Genomic DNA, 18294 nt, shown 5'->3' on the forward strand with positions numbered 1-18294 from the left:
TGACGGTGGCAATCAGCCGCTGACACGACGGCATTGCCACGCGAAGGGAGGCTGGCTCAGTCGGACGTTAGCGATGGGATCGATCGTCCGGTGGCCGATTTGTAGGGACGGGCCGACGCATCTCGAAGGCCGTCCATACACACGCTGCGATGGACACGACGGTTTTCGACCCGTAACAGTTTAGTTATTTCGAGAGCGGTATAGAGTATGAGCCAAGATAGTAAAGCCACAGCCCGTGTTGGCGTTCGAACACGATCCCTTTCAGAACCTCGATTACAGTACATTCGTCAACTCGGTGCGACGGACATTTTTGTTGACCATGCTGATACGGATGAGGAACCCGACGAATTCAACGACCGCGATGGAACGGATACGATTTCGGTCGGTCCAAACCAGATTCCGTCCGTTCCGGAACTCACAGCCACTCGAGATCAGATCGAAAGTGCAGGGCTATCTTTTACGGGTATTCAATCGCTTCCGTATTCGATGTACGGTGACATCATGTTCGACCGTGACGGTGCGAATGAAGCACTTGATCAGATTACGACTTTGATTCGGAACCTTGGTGAGGCCGACATCCCAATATTAGGATACCAGTGGAATCCCCGCAGCGTCGTTCCGATGCGCACCTCCCCCGTTGAAGCACGAGGTGGCGCCGAAGCTACCGCCTTCGATTACGACGAACTTGATGATCCGGACGGGCTCGCACCTGGTCTCGACCGCGCGTATACTGAAGACGAATTTTGGGAAAACTATCAGTACTTTCTCGAGACCGTTCTTCCGGTCGCCGAGGAGGCAGATGTCGACATGGCGCTTCATCCGGTTGATCCACCGGTCATCGAGTCGATTGGTGGGATTCCGCGCCTGTTTCGTAACGTAGAGAACTTCGAGAAGGCCATGGAACTCGTCCCGAGCGACAATCACGGGTTAAAACTCTGTTTGGGGTGTTTCTCACAGATGGGTGAGGATGTTACCGATGTCGTCCGCCGATTCGGCAAGCGTGACCAGATTATCTTCATTCATTTCCGTGATGTCGTGGGTACGATGCCACAGTTTCACGAAACATTCGTCGATACAGGTAATTTCGACACCGTCGACGTGGTAAGAACACTCCAGGATATCAATTTTGACGGGGCAGTCATCCCTGATCATGTACCGATGATGGAGGGCGATGATGATTGGCGCCACCGAGCACGTGGATTCACTGTCGGATATCTTCGCGGTGTCATTGGTACGGTCCGTTCGGAGGCGACTCAGACAACGCCCACACCTGCGACCGAGTAGTTGGCTCCGCTCGATAGGGGGTCACGATGCTGTCACAGGCACACATACACACACATACAATACAAATAGACTCATTTCACGAAATATAGAACGACAATCAGGCCATCGCTCAGCGCTATCTAACCGCCAACGACAATCATTCACTGGGCCCACCAAGCGCTGGAAACCAACTACCAATCAAAACACTCGAACAGAAGGAGTCAATCTATCAGTGATGTGTAGGACACCGTTGACAGGTAATGTCGAATATTATCGCCAGAGTGAGTATGAGAGAACAGAGGAGGAGACTAGAAGAAATAGTTGTTCGGAAGGTAGATCGAAACTTCCGGTACAAGGGCGACAATCAAAATGACGATAACTAATGGAATATAGAACAAGACCATCGCGCGCATGACGGTTTCGAGCGAGGCATCAGTCACTTTTTCCAGAACGAAGAGAACAGATCCCAGCGGTGGCGTCACGACACCAGTCATTAGCGAGAGGATCATCACGATTCCGAAGTGAATTGGATTGATCCCGAGTGTTTCAATGATCGGCATGAGAATTGGGACCATGATCATTATTGTAGCAGTGATACTCATGAATGTCCCAATAAGCATGAAAAGTGGGACAAAGATGAGGATTGCCACTGTTGGACTGGTTGTGAATCCAGTAATCGCGTCAGCCAGCAGCATTGGGATTCGAAGTTGAAGCGCGACGAGACCATAAAGCATAGCGAGAGAGATAATGAATAGAATAGAGAATGTCTCAACCATTCCATCTCGGAACTCCTCAAGCAGTATTTCTCCAGTTAGTGTGCCCTGGTAGAACCCCAGTCCGATTGCGTAGATGACTGCAACCGCACCTGCCTCCGTCGCAGTGAACACCCCCAAGAGAATACCACCGACGATGAATACGGGAATTACTAGTGCAGGAAGAGCGTTGACAAACTCTTGTCCAATTGTCCGAATTCCGACAGGGTCGCCCTTTCCGTATCCTTTCCATCGGACAACGAGATACGTGAACACGGAAAGGACTATCGCAAGTAATAGGCCGGGTACAATTCCAGCAACGAACAGTGCTCCGATGGATTGTTCTGCCAGCACACCGTATAGAATGATCGGCACACTCGGCGGAATAATTGGCCCGATGATTGATGACGCACCAGTGACACCGATCGCTGTCTTTTTATCATATCCCTGATCGCGCATCGCATTGTACTCGACCCGGCCGAGACCCGCAGCGTCAGCGACTGCCAGTCCGGACATCCCAGAGAAGATGACGCTTGCGCCGATATTGACCTGCGCAATTCCGCCTCGGACCCGACCGAATATGGCGTTCGCGAAGTCGAAGACCTCCGAAGTCATATCCGTCCTGTTCATCAACCGTCCTAACATGAGATAGAACGGAACTGCGAGTAACGTAAACGAGTTCAGGCCGTGCATCAACTGATTCGACATCAAGCCATAATTGAGGGGTGGGCCGAACGGGGAGAGCATAATGAGGACACATGCTGATCCAATTGCAACCGCGACGGGCATGCCAAGAGCATAGAGGAGCAGCAATCCGCCGAGGAAGATGAGTGCAATTAGAAGTAGCTCCATCTTATTTCACTTCCTTGTTCGCGCGGTTTTCCTTGTTCATGAGTTGTTGGCTGAAGTCGTTTGTCGTTAGTATATCGCGTAGATTGATCAGTTCGTAGAACACCATCATCCCAATGAAAGCCGTTATTGACCCGTATATCCATCCCTGCTGTACTGTTCCTACACCGATCATAGGTGTATCCCAGTTCTGAATTGTCGCCCGTAATCCAGCATAGCCTAACAGAATCAGGAAGACAATTGTCAATACCTGTGCAAGGGTATCAACGATCGTTCCGATCAATGGAGATCGTTTTTCGAACTGGTCAGAGACGATTGTCATCTTAATGTGCTCCCCATTTCTGGAGGCGACTGCGGCCCCACCGTATGTCCCGACTATGAGCGAATACCGTGCAAGAGGCTCTGTCCACCATGCACCCCCGCTGATTGGGATATTGAAGACACGGACGATTATCTGAGCTGTCGTCAGAAGTAACATTAGAATGAAAATAACTGTTGCCACGTTCAGTACGACCCAATCGTACCATGTGCCTTTTTTTAGCCCTAATGATTGATCAATATCCATGATTAATATCATTGATTGCACAGATATAATAGCACCGATTCAGTGTAACCGTGTCACTCATAGGTTACGCCAGTCGTCCCACGAACCCGCATAGGTAGTTTCGAATAATTGTTCGATAGCAGGAGCGGCTGCCTCATAGAATGCCTCTGAGTCGACATCTTCAATGATTTCCATGCCGTTTTCTTCGGCCTCACTGAGTAGTTCTTCTTCCGAGTCACGGGCCCACTGTGTTGCCTCTTCGGCAACTTCATTGACGACTTCGTCGAACAGATCCTGCTCAGACGGATCCAGTCCGTCATAGAAACTGGTACTGACGTACATCTGCCCACTCTGAGGAAGATGGTTAGTGAGACTGTAGTAGTCCTGTACTTCCCAAAGACTAAGCGAAGCGATTTGGGCTGGTGGGCCTTCGGAAGCTCCAACAACGCCCTGCTGAAGGCCTGAATACAGTTCATCGAGTGAGACAGGTGTTGGATTCGCACCAACGTTTCCCCACGCATTCACCCATGAATCGTGACTCGGAAGTCGTAGATCCATCCCTTGAACGTCCTCAGGAGTACGAACTGGTTTGTTCGACGTATAATGTCGCATCCCTCTATAGACCCGAGGACCAGCGACCTTAATCCCTTGCTCCTCAAGAGCTGGGAATACTTCTTCCTTGAACTCGTCCGATTCCATGATCTTTTGCTGCTGTTCAAAACTATCGAGAATGAACGGCGAGTTGAAGAAGTAGTACTTAGGTGCATACATGTCATAAGCGTCTGATCCACCTGTATACATGTCAACTGCACCTTGAGTCATCAGATCGAATGTCTCGGTTTCTGATCCATATGAACCGCCGTAGGAAAACTCGACACTGATGTCCCCATCCGACTCTTCTTCGATGCGTTCTTTGAATTGTTCACCAGCGTAGACCAGTGAGGTTCCATCTTCCATCACACTGGCGAGTGTGATGTTGGTGCCTCCACTAGAACCACCCATACATCCAGCGAGGCTCGTTAGTCCCGATGCCCCGATACCCACTTTTACGGCTTCTCGCCGTGTCACAGTAGCCAGGCTACTATACTCCTCGGTCATCTGATTGCCAGACATACTCACACCATTGTAAGGGTGGTATATGAATGTATCTTTTATTTCCACTATAGTGCTCTTCGATACCATAAATACCCTACGCATGAAATACAGAGCTGTCTTCAATTTTGATCGTCAGACGTGTCTAGTGAAGTTGGAAACAAACTAGCGAAAACGAGTGGTTCAGTAGCTTAGGTGCAGTTCAAATATGTTCTTTTTCTGTGCGAGTTCATCGGGAATCTCCTTTCGGAACCGCTTCTTGGTCATCCGACTTTGCGGGCCAGCGTCTCACATCGTCGAACGAAGTCACACTCGCTCGTCGCTGGCGTGTGGTCAAGGCAGACGACGAATCCCGGGCATGGTCCGTAATGGCGTCGAACCGCTCTTGCGCGCACGCGCCGTTGCGACGAGTTCAACGAAGGCGTCCGCGTGGGCGGCGACGAGTCGATCGCACGCGTTCCCAACCGCGGAGTCCGGCCGCGATACCGCTGGTCGCGTCGCTTCCGCCGCACTCGGTGCCGAGGGCGAGTTCGCTCTCGTCCACCCGTTCGCGGCGAGCGGTGGCGGTCGTCTCGCAGTGTTCGGTCGCTGCATCGACACCCTAATCGACCGTCGATTCCGTCCCGCCGGCGTTGCGGATTGATAGTGTCCGGACCGACGTCTCGCCGGCTGCGATGTCGTCCGCGATCCGCTCGCCGTCGACCGTTTCGGGCCCTAGTTCGACGACGAGCGCGCCGCCGACGTTCGGGTGCCGGCCGCGATGCAGTCGGCGACCGCCCCTGCTAGGGCTGATGTCGGCACGACGACGAAACGGTTGCGGATGCCGATTCGACCATTGGCACGCCTGTAACCGGCGAACGTCTGCATAGATGGTCGTACAATAAGGCGTGGCAGCATCGTTCTATTTGCCAAATCACATAACCAAAACGACCGTCTCGTGGCGACCGGGCGATGGGTTTATACTATCCGCGATACATCGACACGCTATGTCATTGTCAGCGCAGCAGGTGCGGAGCCACCTCCGTGGCGTTGCCGTTGGACTCCTGACGCCGTTCGACGACGATCTCGAAATCGAACACGAAAAACTTGCAGAGAACGCCCAGGATCTCTATCAGGAGGGGATTCGGACGTTTCTCTCTGTTGCGAACATCAGCGAGTACCATTCGCTCTCGGAGAGCGAACGCGTCGATGTCGCCGAGACGAGCGTCAACGCGCTCCCGTCCGATGCCTGCGTGCTCGCCGGCGTCGGCGGCAGCACGGCGGCGGCACAGGACCTGATCCGGGCCTACGACGGGGTCGGCGTCGACGCGTTGATGGTTATGCCGCCGGATCACACGTACCTTCACGAGCAGGGACTGCTCGAGTACTACCGCGACCTCGCGTCGATCACGGAAACGCCGCTCGTTCCCTACGTCCGCGGCTTCGATCCCTCAGTCGAGTACCTCGCCGCCCTCACTCGCGTCGAGGGCGTCATCGGCATCAAATACGCCCTCGAAGACCCCGTCAAACTCGGCGCGGGCGTCGCCGCCGGTGCCGACGATGTCGTCTGGGTCGACGGTCTCGCGGAGCCGTTTGCGGTCTCCTTCTGGGCGGAGGGCGCAGAGGGCTTTTCCGCCGGCGTCAGTAACTTCCGCCCGGAAATCGGACTCGAACTCTTCGAAGCGCTCTCCGACGGCGACTGGGAACGAGCCTGCCAGCTGCGAAACATCTGCCTTCCCTACCAGAACTTCCGGAGCGAAACGGGACAGCAAAACACCATCCCCGGCGCAATCAGCGTCTCCGCGGTCAAAAAGGGACTCGACCTCGCCGGCCTCCACGGCGGCACCGTTCGCGAACCGATCCGCCCGCTCGCCCCCGAGGAAGCGGACAAAGCCGAGCAACTGTACGCCCAACTCGACGACGACATCGAATCGCTCGTTCAGTAAGCAAATCGATGCGAGCTGAGAGCGCCGCAAAGCGGTGCAACCGCCCCAAACAGCCATTTTCGCCGTTTCGAGCCCTGCACCAAGCAAGCCGACAGCGAGCGTCCGCGCAACCGACGAACCCGCAACCGCTTGAGCGCTGCCGCGCACCGACGAGTTCACTCGAGTCGACGCGGCGAGTCACTCCACACCCGATCGCGCTCTGTAATCGGTGTGACTCGGTGCAGTGGTGACGATAGGACTGCGACGTCGTTCCCGTCGGGGGAACGGTGATCGGCCTGCAATCCCAGCCGGTGCGGCGAACTGAGACGCTATCACGTCCGGTCGCTCGCGCGTGGCGGCTGTTGGGGGGTTGTCGGCGGCCCCGATTTGTAACGCCGATCGCGTATCGGGGCTTCGAAGGCGGAACAGCGCGATTCGGCCGTCGGGAACGAGCAGAATCGGAGCGGCTCGGTCGAGCCGCTGGCTCCGGATGGAACGGCGGACGTGGCGACGCTGAACTCGGGTGCGAATCGAGATGTTCGAAGAACCCGCGAGTCGCGGTCGCTGCCGTCCGGATCGGTGCGCCGTTCTCGGTACGGGAACGGCCAAGAGGCGCGACGAGTTCGGATCGCACGCGAATAGCGAGGGTGAGAACGGTGCGATTCACGGACCGCCTCGAAAAGCGCACAACGAGAGGCAGACAGGGCAGTGTTCCGGATGACAATCGGTAGAGTCCGATGATGTTCGGTACGGAAAGCGCATCGGCGCGGGCGTTCTCGTCGGCCGAGCGAAGTGAACTCGCGCAGATCGTCAGTATCGTTCCCGAAACGGGAATAGATCGCTCTCATCCGCCAAACCAATTACATTCATACGTGTGTAAAATAGATCGTAATTCTGCGAGATGAGGTAACAAGGGGGCACAGAAAAGGGACCGCCCGAAATGCTATGGGACGACGGGGCGGAGGTTTCAGTCGTCGTCGGATTTGGCAACGGCGCGCACGGAATCGTCCGTAGCCACCTCGTAAAGCGCGTTCGTGACGGTTCCGTGCTCGGAGGCGTGGGGGCGTCCCGGCGCGTCATCGTAGCCGGAGTCGAAGATGCGATTCCGGTTGAGGGTGAGTTTCGTGAACTCCGGCTGCAGCAGATCGAACAGCTCGAATCGGTCCTCGAGTTCGGGGAACTGCGCCTGGTAGTCGAGGATGGCCGTTCTCGCGTGCGTCCAGAACGCTTCCTCGGGGTAGTCCTCGTGGGTTTCGAGGATGTCGGCAACGTACCGGAGGACGCAGACGAACAGGCCGGAGAAGATGAACTGGCAGAGCCCCTCCGGCGGCTCCTTCCGGAGGATCTCGTGCATCTCGTCCGGGAGCGCCTCCAGTTCCGGCAGCGGCTGGTCGCTCACGTTCACGTCGTCGACGAAGTCCTTGACCGCCAGCCGGGTCGGAACGCCGTCCTTGACGACGAGGATGGTGTTCTGGCCGTGCGGGGAGAATACCGTGCCGTAGCGATAGAGGAAGTGCAACAGCGGCGGGAGGACGGTGTCGAAGAACGTCTCGAGCCACTCGTCCGTCGTGAGCCCGGACTGCTCGATGAGACGGGAGATGTAGGGCTCACCGTCGCCGTCGACGTGCATCAGTGCCGAGAGCGTGATTGCACGCTCATCGTCCTCGAGGAAGGTGTAGATAGACTCGCGCCAGACGGCACCCAGCAGTTCGTGGTACTGGTACGGCGAGTTCTCGATGTCGGTAAAGTCGCCGTGGTCGTAGTTGATGCCGGCGATCTCGCCCGGCAGGATGAGTCCCTGTTCCTGAAGGAAGGTGTCGTCCTCGTAGATCCCCTTGATGTACTCGGTGACCGTCGGCGCGAGTTCGGTTCGCTCGCCGGGGAGGCCACGCCAGACGAGCGTGTTGAGGATGCGCATCGGGACCTTGACGTGGTGTTTCTCGGCGTCGTCGATGTTGACGAAGGTCCGGACGGACTGCTGGGGGAGGTACGCGTCAGGCCCCTCGCCGAGCGGCACGATATCGTCGGCGGCGATGTCGTCGGGGAACAGCGGCACGATGCTGTTGTCCCACTGCCAGTCGTGGACCGGCAGGAAGTAGTAGGCGTCCGGATCGAGCCCCTGTGCGGCGAGTCGATCGCGGAACTCGTCGTAGCGAGCGTCGAGTTCGGTGCGAACGAGCGAGTCGTGATCGACCGCGTCGGTGGCGACGAAGGTCGCTTTCTCCCGGCGGACGGCGACCCACGAGAGCGTGACCGGGGTCTGGCGCTCGGGCGCGTACTGGCGGTAGTCGTCGTACCCCCAGCCGAGGCGGCCCTTGTTGTAGGTGATCCAGGGATGGCCGTCCATCTCGCCTTCGAGGTGAGCGTAGTCGAGTTCGAGGGGATCGAACTCGTCTCGCTCCCGGCGTCGCGCCTCGATGTGGGCGTCGGCGAGCAGCGTCCGCTTGTACTCGCGGACGAGGTTGCCCTCGGTCAACCCGGCGAGCGACGTCGTCTCGCCGAGGTCACGAAGTAATCGAAGCGGATCCGAGAGGGATTCCCACTCGCCGCCGGCGCGCCGTTCGATGGTCTCGCCGTCGACGTGGAGGCTATCCATCAGGCGTTCGGTCCCCTCGAAGCGATACGCCGCGTCGCCGAGGTTGAATCGGTAGGTGTTGCGGTCATCGCCGCTCGCCACCACCCGCGGCGCGATGATCTCCTCGTACGCGAACTCTGCGAGCATCTTCGTCAGCAGCCGCCGTTCGGCGGTTTCCCAGACATCCTGCTCGAGTGCGTGCTGTAGCGTCGGATCGTTCGGATTCATGATTGGGTCAATATCTCGTGTTAGTCGTTCTGCGTCGGCGGAGACGGACGACTCGGGTCCGCTCCTGAACTCGATTCGCTCCCATTTCCGTGCCGGCGGGAGGCATTCGGTGCGCGTTCGACGAACTGCTCGACGGCGAAATCCTGATAGACGGTGTCCGTATCCTCGGGGTAGGCCTCGCGACCGACCAGCCGATTGACGAACCGCGTGTTGCGATAGCAGCCGAGGCCGAGGTCCGGCACGCCGACCCCGTGCGTGTGCATCTCGGCGTTCTGGAGGAAAACATCCCCCGGCACGTCGATTTCGAGACGGTGATCCGCCGTCACCTCGAATCGGCCCTGCTCATCCCAGCCGATGGCGTCCGCGAGCGGATCGAGGAAATCCGGAATCGGCCGTTCGTAGCCCGTACCGAGGACGACCACCTCGCTCTCGTGGACGAACGACTCCTCGGCCTGCCACTGGCGGCAGTCGAGCGCGTACTCGGATCCGCCTCCGACGGGCTCGATATCCCGAACCTCGGTCATCGCGAAGAGACCGATGTCGGGGTCCCGATCGCCGATCGACCGCCGGTAAAGCAGGTCGTATATCTCGGCGCTCGTCCCCGGATCGATCCCCTTGTAGAGCAGTTCCTGCTCCGGGATGAACTCGTCTTTGACGTCCTGGGGAAGGTCGTAGACGTAGCGGTCGTACTCGGGCGTGAAGTGTTGCAGTCCGAGCTTCGAATACTCCATCGGGAAGAAGCCGTCAGACCGGGTCAGCCAGTCGAGCCGATAGTCGTTGTCGGGATCCGCCTGGCGCTCCAGCAGATCCTGGAACACCTCGGCGGCGCTCTGCCCGGAGCCGACGACGGTGACCGAGTCGGCCTCCAAGACGCGCTCTCGATTGCCGCGATAGGTCGCCGTGTGGAACACGTCGCGCTCGGGATGGCCCTGCAAGTGGTCCGGAATCTGCGGTCGCGACCCGACGCCGAGCGCGAGGTTCTTCCCCCGATACTCGAAGCGCTTGCCCGTCTCCGGATGCGTCGCCGTAACGACGTAGTGCCCGTGCTCGTCGTCCCACCGGACCGCCGTCACCTCGCGTCCGAACCGACAGCTCTCGAGTTCAGCGACGACCCAGCGCAGGTACTCGTTGTACTCCCGCCGGGGCACCTGGAACGTCTCGTAGAAGTAGAACTCGTAGAGCCGTCCCGTCTCCCGCAGGTAGTTGAGGTAGCTGTAGGGGCTCGTCGGGTCCGCGAGCGTGACGAGGTCCGCGAGGAACGGCACCTCCAGGGTCGCCCCCTCGAGCAACATTCCCTCGTGCCAGTTGAACTCGGCTTCGCGTTCGAGGAAGACGGCGTCGATGTCCTCCTCGATGCTGTCGAGCATGGCCGCGAGGCCGAGGTTGAACGGGCCGATACCGACGCCAACGACATCGTGGACGGCCTCGCTCATCGGTGCTCACCTCCCGGAGTGGCGTGGTCAGCCGTCTCCCCTGCGTCGGGGGAGTCGGGGAGAACCGACGACTCGAACCGCTCGCGGTCACAGACGAGCAACACGGCATCCTTCTCGGCTTCGTCGAAGTAGAACTCCGATCGTGGCTCGAAGCCGCACCGTTCGAAGACGCGGATGACCCGCTCGTTGCGGGCGTCGGGTTCCGCGATGACGCGGTCGGTCTCCGCGTGGCGAAACTGCATGGCAACGACTGCCCGCAGCAACGGTGCCGCATAGCCGTGCCCGAGGTACTCCTCGGGGCCGATGAGGAGGTGAACGCCCTGATCCGCCGGGTCGGCGTCGTAGTGATGGGAAACGTCGTCCTCGGCCGCCCAGTAACACTCCCAGTAGCTCATCGGAACGTGGTCGAGACAGCCGACGTAGGGCGTGAGGTGGTCGTCCGCCAGTTTCGAGGCGAGACGGTCGCGAAACGTCGGGAGCGGCAGGTCGAGCTGCCAGTACGGTTTCACGTGCTCGCTCCCGAGCCACGCGTGGAGCCGGCCCAGATCGCGCTCCAGCGACGCCTGCCGGAGCGAGATCGTCCGGTCGATGCGCTCGTCGTACGTCTGGTGGTCGTAGTCGGTCGCGATAGTGGCGTCCGGTCCTGTCATGGGTCGAGTTCACCGTCGGATTCGAGGGCGATTGCGGGATCGAGATCGTGTTCGTGTTCCCGTCCGGCGTCGCGATCCAGTTCGGTGACGATCGGATTCCGCACGTCCGTGTAGACGGACTGGTTCTCGAGGTCGTTTTCCAGTTCGTCGAGCCCCCTGAAGCGGGTAAGCAGGTTCGCCTTGCAGGGGACGGTCGGCGACTCCAGGAGCGGGTCGAGGAAGGCCGACGACGGCCGATCGTAGCGCTCGCGGGCGAACTCGAGTTCGTCGCGAAGGAGCGCCAGGAGCCGACGCTCCGCGACGAGATCGGCACTGCCGAAGGCGTTGATCACGTCGAAGGCGTTGTTGCAGATCACGTAGTATCGGAGCCGTTCGTCGGCGATGGCGTCCGGACAGACGGTTCCCGACCGCTCGCCGACGCCGGGAAGATACCGTTCGACGTCGTCGACGAGCGCCTCGGGGAAGTAAAAGCCCTGATTGTCCCGGTAGCGGAACCCGTCGGGATACCCGTCCTCATCGAGTAGCAAAACGGAGTTTTGCTGGTGCGCCTCGACGCCGACGCCCTGAACGAGGTAGAGCCAGAGGACGGGGCGAACGGAGAGCCGAAGGTAGCGGCGGAACCAGTCAGTGCTCACGGCGGCGGTCGAACGACCCTCGCGGTCGGCGATGGACTCGATAAGCCGGCCGAGCCGCGAGTGGCCGGTGATCGCGTCCTGGCAGAGCGAAACCAGCGGCGTGGCGTTCGCCCCGGCCTCGCCGCGGAACGGGTTCGTTCGGAGGACCGTCTCTAACCCCGACTCGCGTCCCTCGCCGGCGTCCAGCGCGAGGTAAGCCGGATCGCGAACGATGTCGAACTCCGGGAACGCGGCCGCGAGTTCGTCGCCGAACTCGGTCGCGAGGAGGTCGGCGACGGCGACGCCGCGCTCGAGTTCCGGTCGCTTGTTGGTCCGCACGGAGTTGGTGATCGTCACGTTCAGCGACGACTTGACCATGAACGGGGCGGCCTCGCTGTACAGCGTCCGGACCGAGGTCGTCGGGATGAACTCGCGGCCGACGGGACCGAGGTATTCGAGGCCGTCGCCGAGCAGGGAGCGGACGTGTGACTGATCGCGGAGATAGTCCGCCTGCCACGGATGGACCGGCAGGAGGACATCGTCGCTCTCGACGTGCTCGGCGACGAAGGACGCAGAGACAGCGGGATCGTCGCGGAGGGCGTCTTTCACCCACGTCGCGGCGCTGCAGTCGAGCGCCGAGTCGGCGGAGACGAGCGTCGGGTCAGCCCGGAAGTAGTGCAACGGGAACGATCCGCGCAGTTCCGGCGCGTACCGCTCGCGGTTGCGTGCGGCGATGCCCTGCCTGCTCTTCGGCGTCGGGTGTCGGTGATGGCCGAAGACGAGCGCCTGCTCGGCGTCGCGAAACGACAGCGTTTCGGCGTACAGGCGGTCCTCGTCGCCCGCACGCGCCGCGACGAACGCCTCGGTGGCTCGCTTGCTCCGGAGCACGCGCTCTAATAGTTCGTCGGGGACGGCCTCGCCATCCTGCGCGAGGCTGAGATCCTTGATCACAAGCGCGGCGAGGGTCGCCGCATCGAGCGGGCGGCTGCCATCGTCGCCGAGCCGGTACCGGACCGGCGTCTCGAAGCGGTGTCGCTCCGTCGGAGAGCGGTGTGCGAGCGGAGCCAAGAGGTCGATCTCCTGTGCCGGCAACGTCGCGCGAAGCAGCCCGTCTGGACCGGGATCGACGCCGGCGACGGCGTCGTCGCGAATCTCGTAGTCGCCCGTCTCGCGCAGGTAGCAGTTGAGAAACGCGTGAACGGTGGCGTCGTCGGCCCGTACCGCCGGATCGACGCTGCGATCGCGGTCGACGCTGCGCTCGGTGCCGGTGCTCATACCGTCACCTCCCGGGTGTCGGCGACCCTGTCGCCACAGTCTCGGACCGCATCGAGCATCGCCGCCACGTCCTCGAGCGTCGCCGTCGGGTTCAGGAGCGTCACCTTCAGGCTGGTCACGCCGTCGACGGTGGTTCGGGCGACGAGCGCCCGTCCGTCGTTCAAGAGTTCACGTCGGGCGGCCGCGTTCAGGTTGCTCACGGTCTCGTCGTTCATCCCCTGACGGGGTCGATAGCGAAAGACCACGGCGTTCAGCGTCGGCTCTCCCAGCAGCTCGAAGTCGTCGGCCTCGCGAACGAGTGCAGCCGCGTCGTCGGCCAGTTCGAGCGTGTGCTCGACGAGTTCGGCCAGACCAGTTCGGCCGAGCGTCCGGAACGCGACGTAGGGCTTGAGCGCGTCGAACCGGCGCGTCGTCTGGACCGACTTCGAGACGAGGTTCGGAATCCCGCCTTCGTCGTGGGCTTCCGGGTTGAGGTAGGCCGCGTTGCGAGCCATCAACCGGAAGTCCGCGCCGTCGCGGAGCAAGAGTGCCCCGCAACTGATCGGCTGGTAGAACAGCTTGTGGAAGTCGACGGCGATCGAATCGGCTCGTTCGATCCCGTCGAGCAGCGTGCTGAACTCGTCGCTCACCGCGAGGGCACCGCCGTAGGCCGCGTCAACGTGGAACCAGAGGTCGTGGTCTTCGGCCCGGTCGGCGAGAGCGGGCAGCGAGTCGATGCTGCCGAAGTCGGTGGTTCCGGCGGTCCCGACGAGCGCGAAGGGGAGTTCGTCTCTCCGATCCAGGTCATCGAGGGCCGCGTCGAGTTCGTCGAGGTCCATGCGGCCGTCGGCGTCCGTCGGAACGGTGTAGACGGCTCGTTCGCCGAGCCCGAGGTGGTGTGCGGCCTGTTTGCCGGTGAAGTGGGCCGCTTCGGAACAGAGGATGCGAAGCGACGGGGCCGCCGCCGGCAGGCCGTCGGTCTGTACGTTTCGGTCGAACTGCTGGTCGCAGTAGCGGTCGCGGGCGAGCAACAGCGCCTGGAAGTTCGACTGCGTCCCGCCGCTGGTGAAGACGCCGTCGGCGTCCGCAGGCAGGTCGAACAGCTCACAGAGGGCGGTCACGACTCGTTCTTCGAGGACCGTCGCAGCGGGTGCCTGGTCGAACGAGTCGAGCGACTGGTTCGTCGCGGTGAGCAGCGTCTCGGCGGCCAGGCCCGGAATCATCGGCGGACACTGGAGATGGGCCGCACAACGGGGGTTCGACGGATCGACAGAGTGGCGAAGAACGCGCTCGGCAACCTCGTCGATCGTCATCTCGAGGCGTTGGCCCTCCTCAGGAACGACCGGGTCGTCGAACTGGGCGGCGAGTTCCTCGGGCGACGCTCCCGAGTGAGGCCGCTCGCGGTTCGCGACCGTCTCGATCACCGTCTCGACCGCCCGGTTCATCGCGTCCCGATAGCTCGTCTCGCCACGCCCGGTTCCAAGGAAGCACTCGTCGGCGCTCATGTTCATGTGGATGCGGCCCCCGCTCGTTGCGCGGCCGAGTCGTCGACGGCCGCCGCGACGGCTTCGTCGAAGCGCGCTGCGATGTCGTCTACCTGCGAGGCCGAGACGATCAACGGCGGGAGGAATCGCGCCGTCGCACTCTCCCGGCCGCCGAGTTCGATCACCAGCCCGCGATCGAAACACGCCGCCTGGACGGCTTCGGCGAGGTCTCCGTCCGGCGCGGCCGGACCCGCACCCTGCCAGTCGGCACGCTCGTCGACGAACTCGACGCCGAGCATCAGCCCGCGGCCGCGGACGTCGCCGATCGCGTCGAACCGTTCGGCGGTGGACTCGAGGTGATCGCGCAGGCGCGATCCGACATCGGCCACGTGGTCGTCAAGATCGTTCTCGAGGATATAGTCGATCGTCGCCTCACCGGCCGCCATCGCGAGCTGATTCCCGCGGAAGGTGCCGGCGTGGGCCCCCGGCTCCCAGGCGTCGAGGGACTCGTCGTAGACGACGACGGCGAGCGGGAGCCCGCCGCCGATCGCCTTCGAGAGCGTCACGACATCGGGGACGATATCGGCGTGTTCGAACGCGTAGAGTTCGCCCGTGCGACCGAGTCCCGCCTGGATCTCGTCGACGATTAACGGCACGTCGTGCTCCCGCGTGATTCGGCGAATGTCTTGCAGCCATTCTGCGGGCGCGGGCACGGCACCGCCCTCACCCTGGACCGGCTCGAGTATCATGCCGGCCGGATCCGTGATCCCGCTTTCGGGGTCGGTGAGGAGATGCTCGACGTACCGGCTGGCGGTTCGGTGACCCTCCTCGCCGCCGATTCCGAACGGACAGCGGTAGTCGGACGGATACGGCAGGTGGTGAACCTCGCTGACCGTGCCCGAAACCGGCTCCTTGGCGGCCGTATCGCCCATCAGACTGAGCGCCCCGCTCGTCATTCCGTGGTAGGCACCCTGGAATCCGAGGACGCTTCGGTTCCCCGTCGCCGTCTTGACCAACTTCAGGGCCGCCTCGACGGCGTCCGTTCCGGCAGGACTACAGAACTGTACGCGGGCAGAACGGGCGAACTCCGAGGGGAGACTCTCAAAGAGCGAATCCACGAACCGCTCTTTTGCCGGCGTCGAAATGTCGAGCGTGTGAAGCGGCCGATCCGCCTCGAGAACGCGCTCCATCGCCTCGCGAACCCTGGGATGGTTGTGTCCAAGCGCAAGTGTCCCCGCGCCCGCGAGGCAATCATAGAACTCGTTGCCGTCCATATCCGTTACCGTCACGCCCTGAGCTTCGCGGATGGCGAACGGAAGATGGCGCGGGTACGTTCGCGCACTCGACTCGCGTGCCGTCTGTTGGGATAGGATCTTCTCGTTTCCGGCGGATAGATAGCTCACAACACATCACCGCCAGAATCGGCGTTCGATGGCGTACAACGACAATATCGGTGCAACCGTTCTCGCATACAGTTCTTTAGGCCAACCTAAAACATTGTAAAGGCACCGGTTTTAGCCCAGCCTAAAAGACAATTCAAATAAGATTCTTGATGGAACGAGTTCACTCAAACCGGCCTAGCGGCCGGTAGATATGCGTAGTAAATACAATTCTTTTCGGTGAGAATAAACCCATCTATCGATAATTTACGCAGGAGATACCGATTCTCATTGTGGAGCAGCCCCGGTCCAATGTCGGTCTCTGTTCCAGGTGGATGGAAATAAAGACGAGTTCATTGTCTTATACCGACGATGGTTGGAAGAGGAAACCGGTGTGGCAGAGAACGAATTAGATAGAAAGACTACTCAATCAATACTAGTAAGTAGTATATGGTTCTCAGATGGATATTCATAGAAGCAGCACGATTGATGCTGAAGAGCGACGTAACATCAGATGTCTAATAAAAAGTCGATCTGTAAATATCATCATGTGAGTGGAGAGTGACGTTCGGGGCAGCAACGAACGCAACCACCATCTTTGCAGTTACGGTAAACTGCGAGTCCAACGAGTTCACCGAGCGCGGTCACGGCACGACTGTGCGGAGGGGGAAGCAACCTGCCGCGCCCGACTGCGTCGGCCCCTGGTATCGTCTCATCAAGCCACCTTGGCGGATGGTTTCAGGAGCCTGCATACGGCAGAGGGCGTAAGGTCGATGACTCCGCGTGCACTCAGGTGAAATCGATCACTTGCTTAATACAGTCGGTGGAATCGTCGAACGCATCCTCGAGTTCAGTCGGCGAGTACACATCGGTGATGATCCGGTCGAGGAACCAGTCGGGAAGCGTTTCGAGCGATTCCTTCGCAGACTCGAAATGACGGATGTGCGAGTTCACACTGCCGAGCAGCGCCTTGTTACCGAGTACCAGCTCCCGGTGGAGACGCCCGCCGTCGATATCGAACGTCCACTCGCTCGGAATCCCGAGCAAGACGCCGACGCCGTTCGGTGCCAGGACGTCGATCGTGTCGTAGGCGTGCTTAGCGTGGCCGGTCGCCTCGTAAACGAGATCCATCGGTTCGTGGACGTCCGCGATCTCCGAAACCGGCGTCGTTCGCGAATCGACGTACGTCGCACCGAACTCCTCGATGATATCGATCGTCGGATCGGGCCGATCGCGCCGCCCCAGACAGTACGATCGCTCGACCGTCGGTTGCAACATCGCAAGCGTGAGCAGCCCTAGCGGGCCGTTTCCGAGAACGAGCGCCCGCTCTGGGTCCCACTCGAACAGCGACCGCGACGCGAACGCGAGTTCGAGCGCCTTGACCGTATTGCTCATCGGTTCGATCAACACGCCCGTCTCGGCGAACGCGTCGGGAATCGGAACCAGAAACTCGGCCGGCGTCGTCACGAACTCCGCCATGAACCCATGTGCGCCCTCGATACCGCGCTCGCGGTAGGTCCCCGGCGGAGCCATATCCGGTTCGCCCCGCTCGAAGAACTCGTGGGAGCCCTCGGCCGGCCGTCTCACGGTCGGAACGACGAGTTCACCTTCCGTCAAATCCGTTCCGTTCGGATCGGCGACGGCACAGACGGCTTCGTGACCGAGTATCTGGTACTCGTCTCCCGCGGGAAAGCCGCCGTGGTTTCCGTCAAGCACCTCGAAATCGGTGCCGTCGATGCCGACCCGAAGCGTTCGAAGCAGCACTTCACCGTCGGCAGGCGTCGGTTCGGGAACGTCGAGCAGCGACGGCTCGGTCTCGCCGCGCTCGACGGCGATCGCGTTCATCGGCTCACCCGTGCAACGACTTCGATTTCGACGCCGATGTCGACGGGGAGTGCCGCGACCTCGACGGCGCTGCGTGCGGGATAAGGATCGCTCAGGTACGTTTCGTACACCTCGTTGATCGCCTCGTAATCGTCCATGTCCCTGACGAAGACCGTCGATTTCACGATGTCGTCGAGCGAACTGTTCGCCGCCGTCAGGACGGCATCGATGTTTTCCATCGTCCGTCGCGTCTGGGCCTCGATACTCTCGCCGACGATCTCGTCCGTCTCGGGGTCAATCGGTCCCTGGCCCGAGACGTAAACCGTTCCGTCGTCGATTACGCCCTGTGAAAACGGGCCGATACTGGCCGGTGCACTGGCTGTAGATACCTCTTTCATAGCCATTCGATCAGTCTCCAGCGAGGGTGATGTAGGTTTCGGTACACATAT

The 18294-nt window shown here is 60.5% G+C and carries 14 protein-coding genes and 1 pseudogene; 3 read left to right on the forward strand and 12 right to left on the reverse strand.

The genetic code is table 11. The features are described from left to right. Positions 1-207 precede the first annotated feature (207 nt). Complete coding sequence (locus SM755_RS20670; RefSeq protein ID WP_323174323.1) at positions 208-1284, forward strand: mannonate dehydratase; 1077 nt, start codon at positions 208-210, stop codon at positions 1282-1284. Between the two features lie 287 nt (positions 1285-1571). Here the strand turns inward: SM755_RS20670 and SM755_RS20675 are convergent, their stop codons facing one another. The 3 genes from SM755_RS20675 to SM755_RS20685 are packed head-to-tail and all read right to left on the reverse strand — an operon-like array spanning position 1572 to position 4521. After that, a complete protein-coding gene (locus tag SM755_RS20675; RefSeq protein ID WP_323174324.1) occupies positions 1572-2867 on the reverse strand; it encodes a TRAP transporter large permease in 1296 nt (431 codons plus the stop codon). 1 nt (position 2868) lies between these two features. Then, positions 2869-3429, reverse strand: coding sequence for a TRAP transporter small permease (locus tag SM755_RS20680; protein WP_323174325.1), 561 nt, complete (start codon positions 3427-3429; stop codon positions 2869-2871). A gap of 57 nt (positions 3430-3486) precedes the next feature. Beyond that, positions 3487-4521: a TRAP transporter substrate-binding protein gene (locus SM755_RS20685; protein ID WP_323174326.1), complete on the reverse strand. Its 1035-nt coding sequence runs from the start codon at positions 4519-4521 to the stop codon at positions 3487-3489. Between the two features lie 337 nt (positions 4522-4858). On the opposite strand from SM755_RS20685, the gene SM755_RS20690 reads away from it, so the two are divergent. Beyond that, positions 4859-5143 (forward strand): hypothetical protein, encoded by a 285-nt coding sequence (locus SM755_RS20690; protein WP_323174327.1) that lies wholly within the window; start codon positions 4859-4861, stop codon positions 5141-5143. Here the strand turns inward: SM755_RS20690 and SM755_RS20695 are convergent. Continuing rightward, a pseudogene (locus SM755_RS20695) lies at positions 5102-5397 on the reverse strand (UxaA family hydrolase). The gene SM755_RS20690 and the pseudogene SM755_RS20695 sit on opposite strands and share 42 nt — an antisense overlap. Positions 5398-5486: 89 nt before the next feature. On the opposite strand from SM755_RS20695, the gene SM755_RS20700 reads away from it, so the two are divergent. After that, positions 5487-6425 (forward strand): dihydrodipicolinate synthase family protein, encoded by a 939-nt coding sequence (locus tag SM755_RS20700; protein WP_323174328.1) that lies wholly within the window; start codon positions 5487-5489, stop codon positions 6423-6425. 946 nt (positions 6426-7371) lie between these two features. Here the strand turns inward: SM755_RS20700 and SM755_RS20705 are convergent. The 8 genes from SM755_RS20705 to SM755_RS20740 all read right to left on the reverse strand — a co-directional run bounded on the left by SM755_RS20705 (position 7372) and on the right by SM755_RS20740 (position 18243). Next, the gene (locus SM755_RS20705) at positions 7372-9207 is read right to left on the reverse strand and encodes an IucA/IucC family siderophore biosynthesis protein (RefSeq protein WP_323174329.1); all 1836 of its coding nucleotides are present in this window, start codon (positions 9205-9207) and stop codon (positions 7372-7374) included. Positions 9208-9227: 20 nt separating this feature from the next. Next, positions 9228-10640, reverse strand: coding sequence for a lysine N(6)-hydroxylase/L-ornithine N(5)-oxygenase family protein (locus SM755_RS20710; RefSeq protein ID WP_323174330.1), 1413 nt, complete (start codon positions 10638-10640; stop codon positions 9228-9230). Beyond that, complete coding sequence (locus SM755_RS20715) at positions 10637-11290, reverse strand: GNAT family N-acetyltransferase (RefSeq protein ID WP_323174331.1); 654 nt, start codon at positions 11288-11290, stop codon at positions 10637-10639. Before SM755_RS20715 ends, SM755_RS20710 begins: the two co-directional genes overlap by 4 nt. Continuing rightward, on the reverse strand, positions 11287-13179 hold the full coding sequence (locus SM755_RS20720) for an IucA/IucC family protein (protein WP_323174332.1): 1893 nt from the start codon (positions 13177-13179) through the stop codon (positions 11287-11289). Before SM755_RS20720 ends, SM755_RS20715 begins: the two co-directional genes overlap by 4 nt. Then, a complete protein-coding gene (locus SM755_RS20725) occupies positions 13176-14663 on the reverse strand; it encodes an aspartate aminotransferase family protein (RefSeq protein ID WP_323174356.1) in 1488 nt (495 codons plus the stop codon). Before SM755_RS20725 ends, SM755_RS20720 begins: the two co-directional genes overlap by 4 nt. Before the next feature lie 2 nt (positions 14664-14665). Further along, positions 14666-16045 (reverse strand): diaminobutyrate--2-oxoglutarate transaminase, encoded by a 1380-nt coding sequence (locus tag SM755_RS20730; RefSeq protein WP_323174333.1) that lies wholly within the window; start codon positions 16043-16045, stop codon positions 14666-14668. Between the two features lie 765 nt (positions 16046-16810). Next, the gene (locus SM755_RS20735; RefSeq protein WP_323174334.1) at positions 16811-17866 is read right to left on the reverse strand and encodes a glucose 1-dehydrogenase; all 1056 of its coding nucleotides are present in this window, start codon (positions 17864-17866) and stop codon (positions 16811-16813) included. After that, positions 17863-18243 carry a RidA family protein gene (locus SM755_RS20740; RefSeq protein ID WP_323174335.1) on the reverse strand — a complete coding sequence of 127 codons (381 nt, stop codon included), beginning with the start codon at positions 18241-18243 and terminating at the stop codon, positions 17863-17865. The genes SM755_RS20735 and SM755_RS20740 overlap by 4 nt, the downstream gene beginning before the upstream one ends. Positions 18244-18294 lie beyond the last annotated feature (51 nt).

It is taken from the genome of Natrialba sp. PRR66, from assembly GCF_034808065.1.
Lineage (GTDB): Archaea > Halobacteriota > Halobacteria > Halobacteriales > Natrialbaceae > Natrialba > Natrialba aegyptia.

Excerpts from the sequence above, each read along its gene's own strand:
- SM755_RS20705 (WP_323174329.1), bottom strand. The coding sequence starts at position 9,207 with ATGAATCCGAACGATCCGACGCTACAGCACGCACTCGAGCAGGATGTC.
- SM755_RS20725 (WP_323174356.1), bottom strand. The coding sequence starts at position 14,663 with ATGAGCGCCGACGAGTGCTTCCTTGGAACCGGGCGTGGCGAGACGAGC.
- SM755_RS20700 (WP_323174328.1), top strand. The coding sequence starts at position 5,487 with ATGTCATTGTCAGCGCAGCAGGTGCGGAGCCACCTCCGTGGCGTTGCC.
- SM755_RS20715 (WP_323174331.1), bottom strand. The coding sequence starts at position 11,290 with ATGACAGGACCGGACGCCACTATCGCGACCGACTACGACCACCAGACG.
- SM755_RS20735 (WP_323174334.1), bottom strand. The coding sequence starts at position 17,866 with ATGAACGCGATCGCCGTCGAGCGCGGCGAGACCGAGCCGTCGCTGCTC.
- SM755_RS20680 (WP_323174325.1), bottom strand. The coding sequence starts at position 3,429 with ATGGATATTGATCAATCATTAGGGCTAAAAAAAGGCACATGGTACGAT.
- SM755_RS20710 (WP_323174330.1), bottom strand. The coding sequence starts at position 10,640 with ATGAGCGAGGCCGTCCACGATGTCGTTGGCGTCGGTATCGGCCCGTTC.
- SM755_RS20685 (WP_323174326.1), bottom strand. The coding sequence starts at position 4,521 with ATGTCTGGCAATCAGATGACCGAGGAGTATAGTAGCCTGGCTACTGTG.
- SM755_RS20675 (WP_323174324.1), bottom strand. The coding sequence starts at position 2,867 with ATGGAGCTACTTCTAATTGCACTCATCTTCCTCGGCGGATTGCTGCTC.
- SM755_RS20740 (WP_323174335.1), bottom strand. The coding sequence starts at position 18,243 with ATGAAAGAGGTATCTACAGCCAGTGCACCGGCCAGTATCGGCCCGTTT.
- SM755_RS20690 (WP_323174327.1), top strand. The coding sequence starts at position 4,859 with ATGGTCCGTAATGGCGTCGAACCGCTCTTGCGCGCACGCGCCGTTGCG.
- SM755_RS20670 (WP_323174323.1), top strand. The coding sequence starts at position 208 with ATGAGCCAAGATAGTAAAGCCACAGCCCGTGTTGGCGTTCGAACACGA.
- SM755_RS20720 (WP_323174332.1), bottom strand. The coding sequence starts at position 13,179 with ATGAGCACCGGCACCGAGCGCAGCGTCGACCGCGATCGCAGCGTCGAT.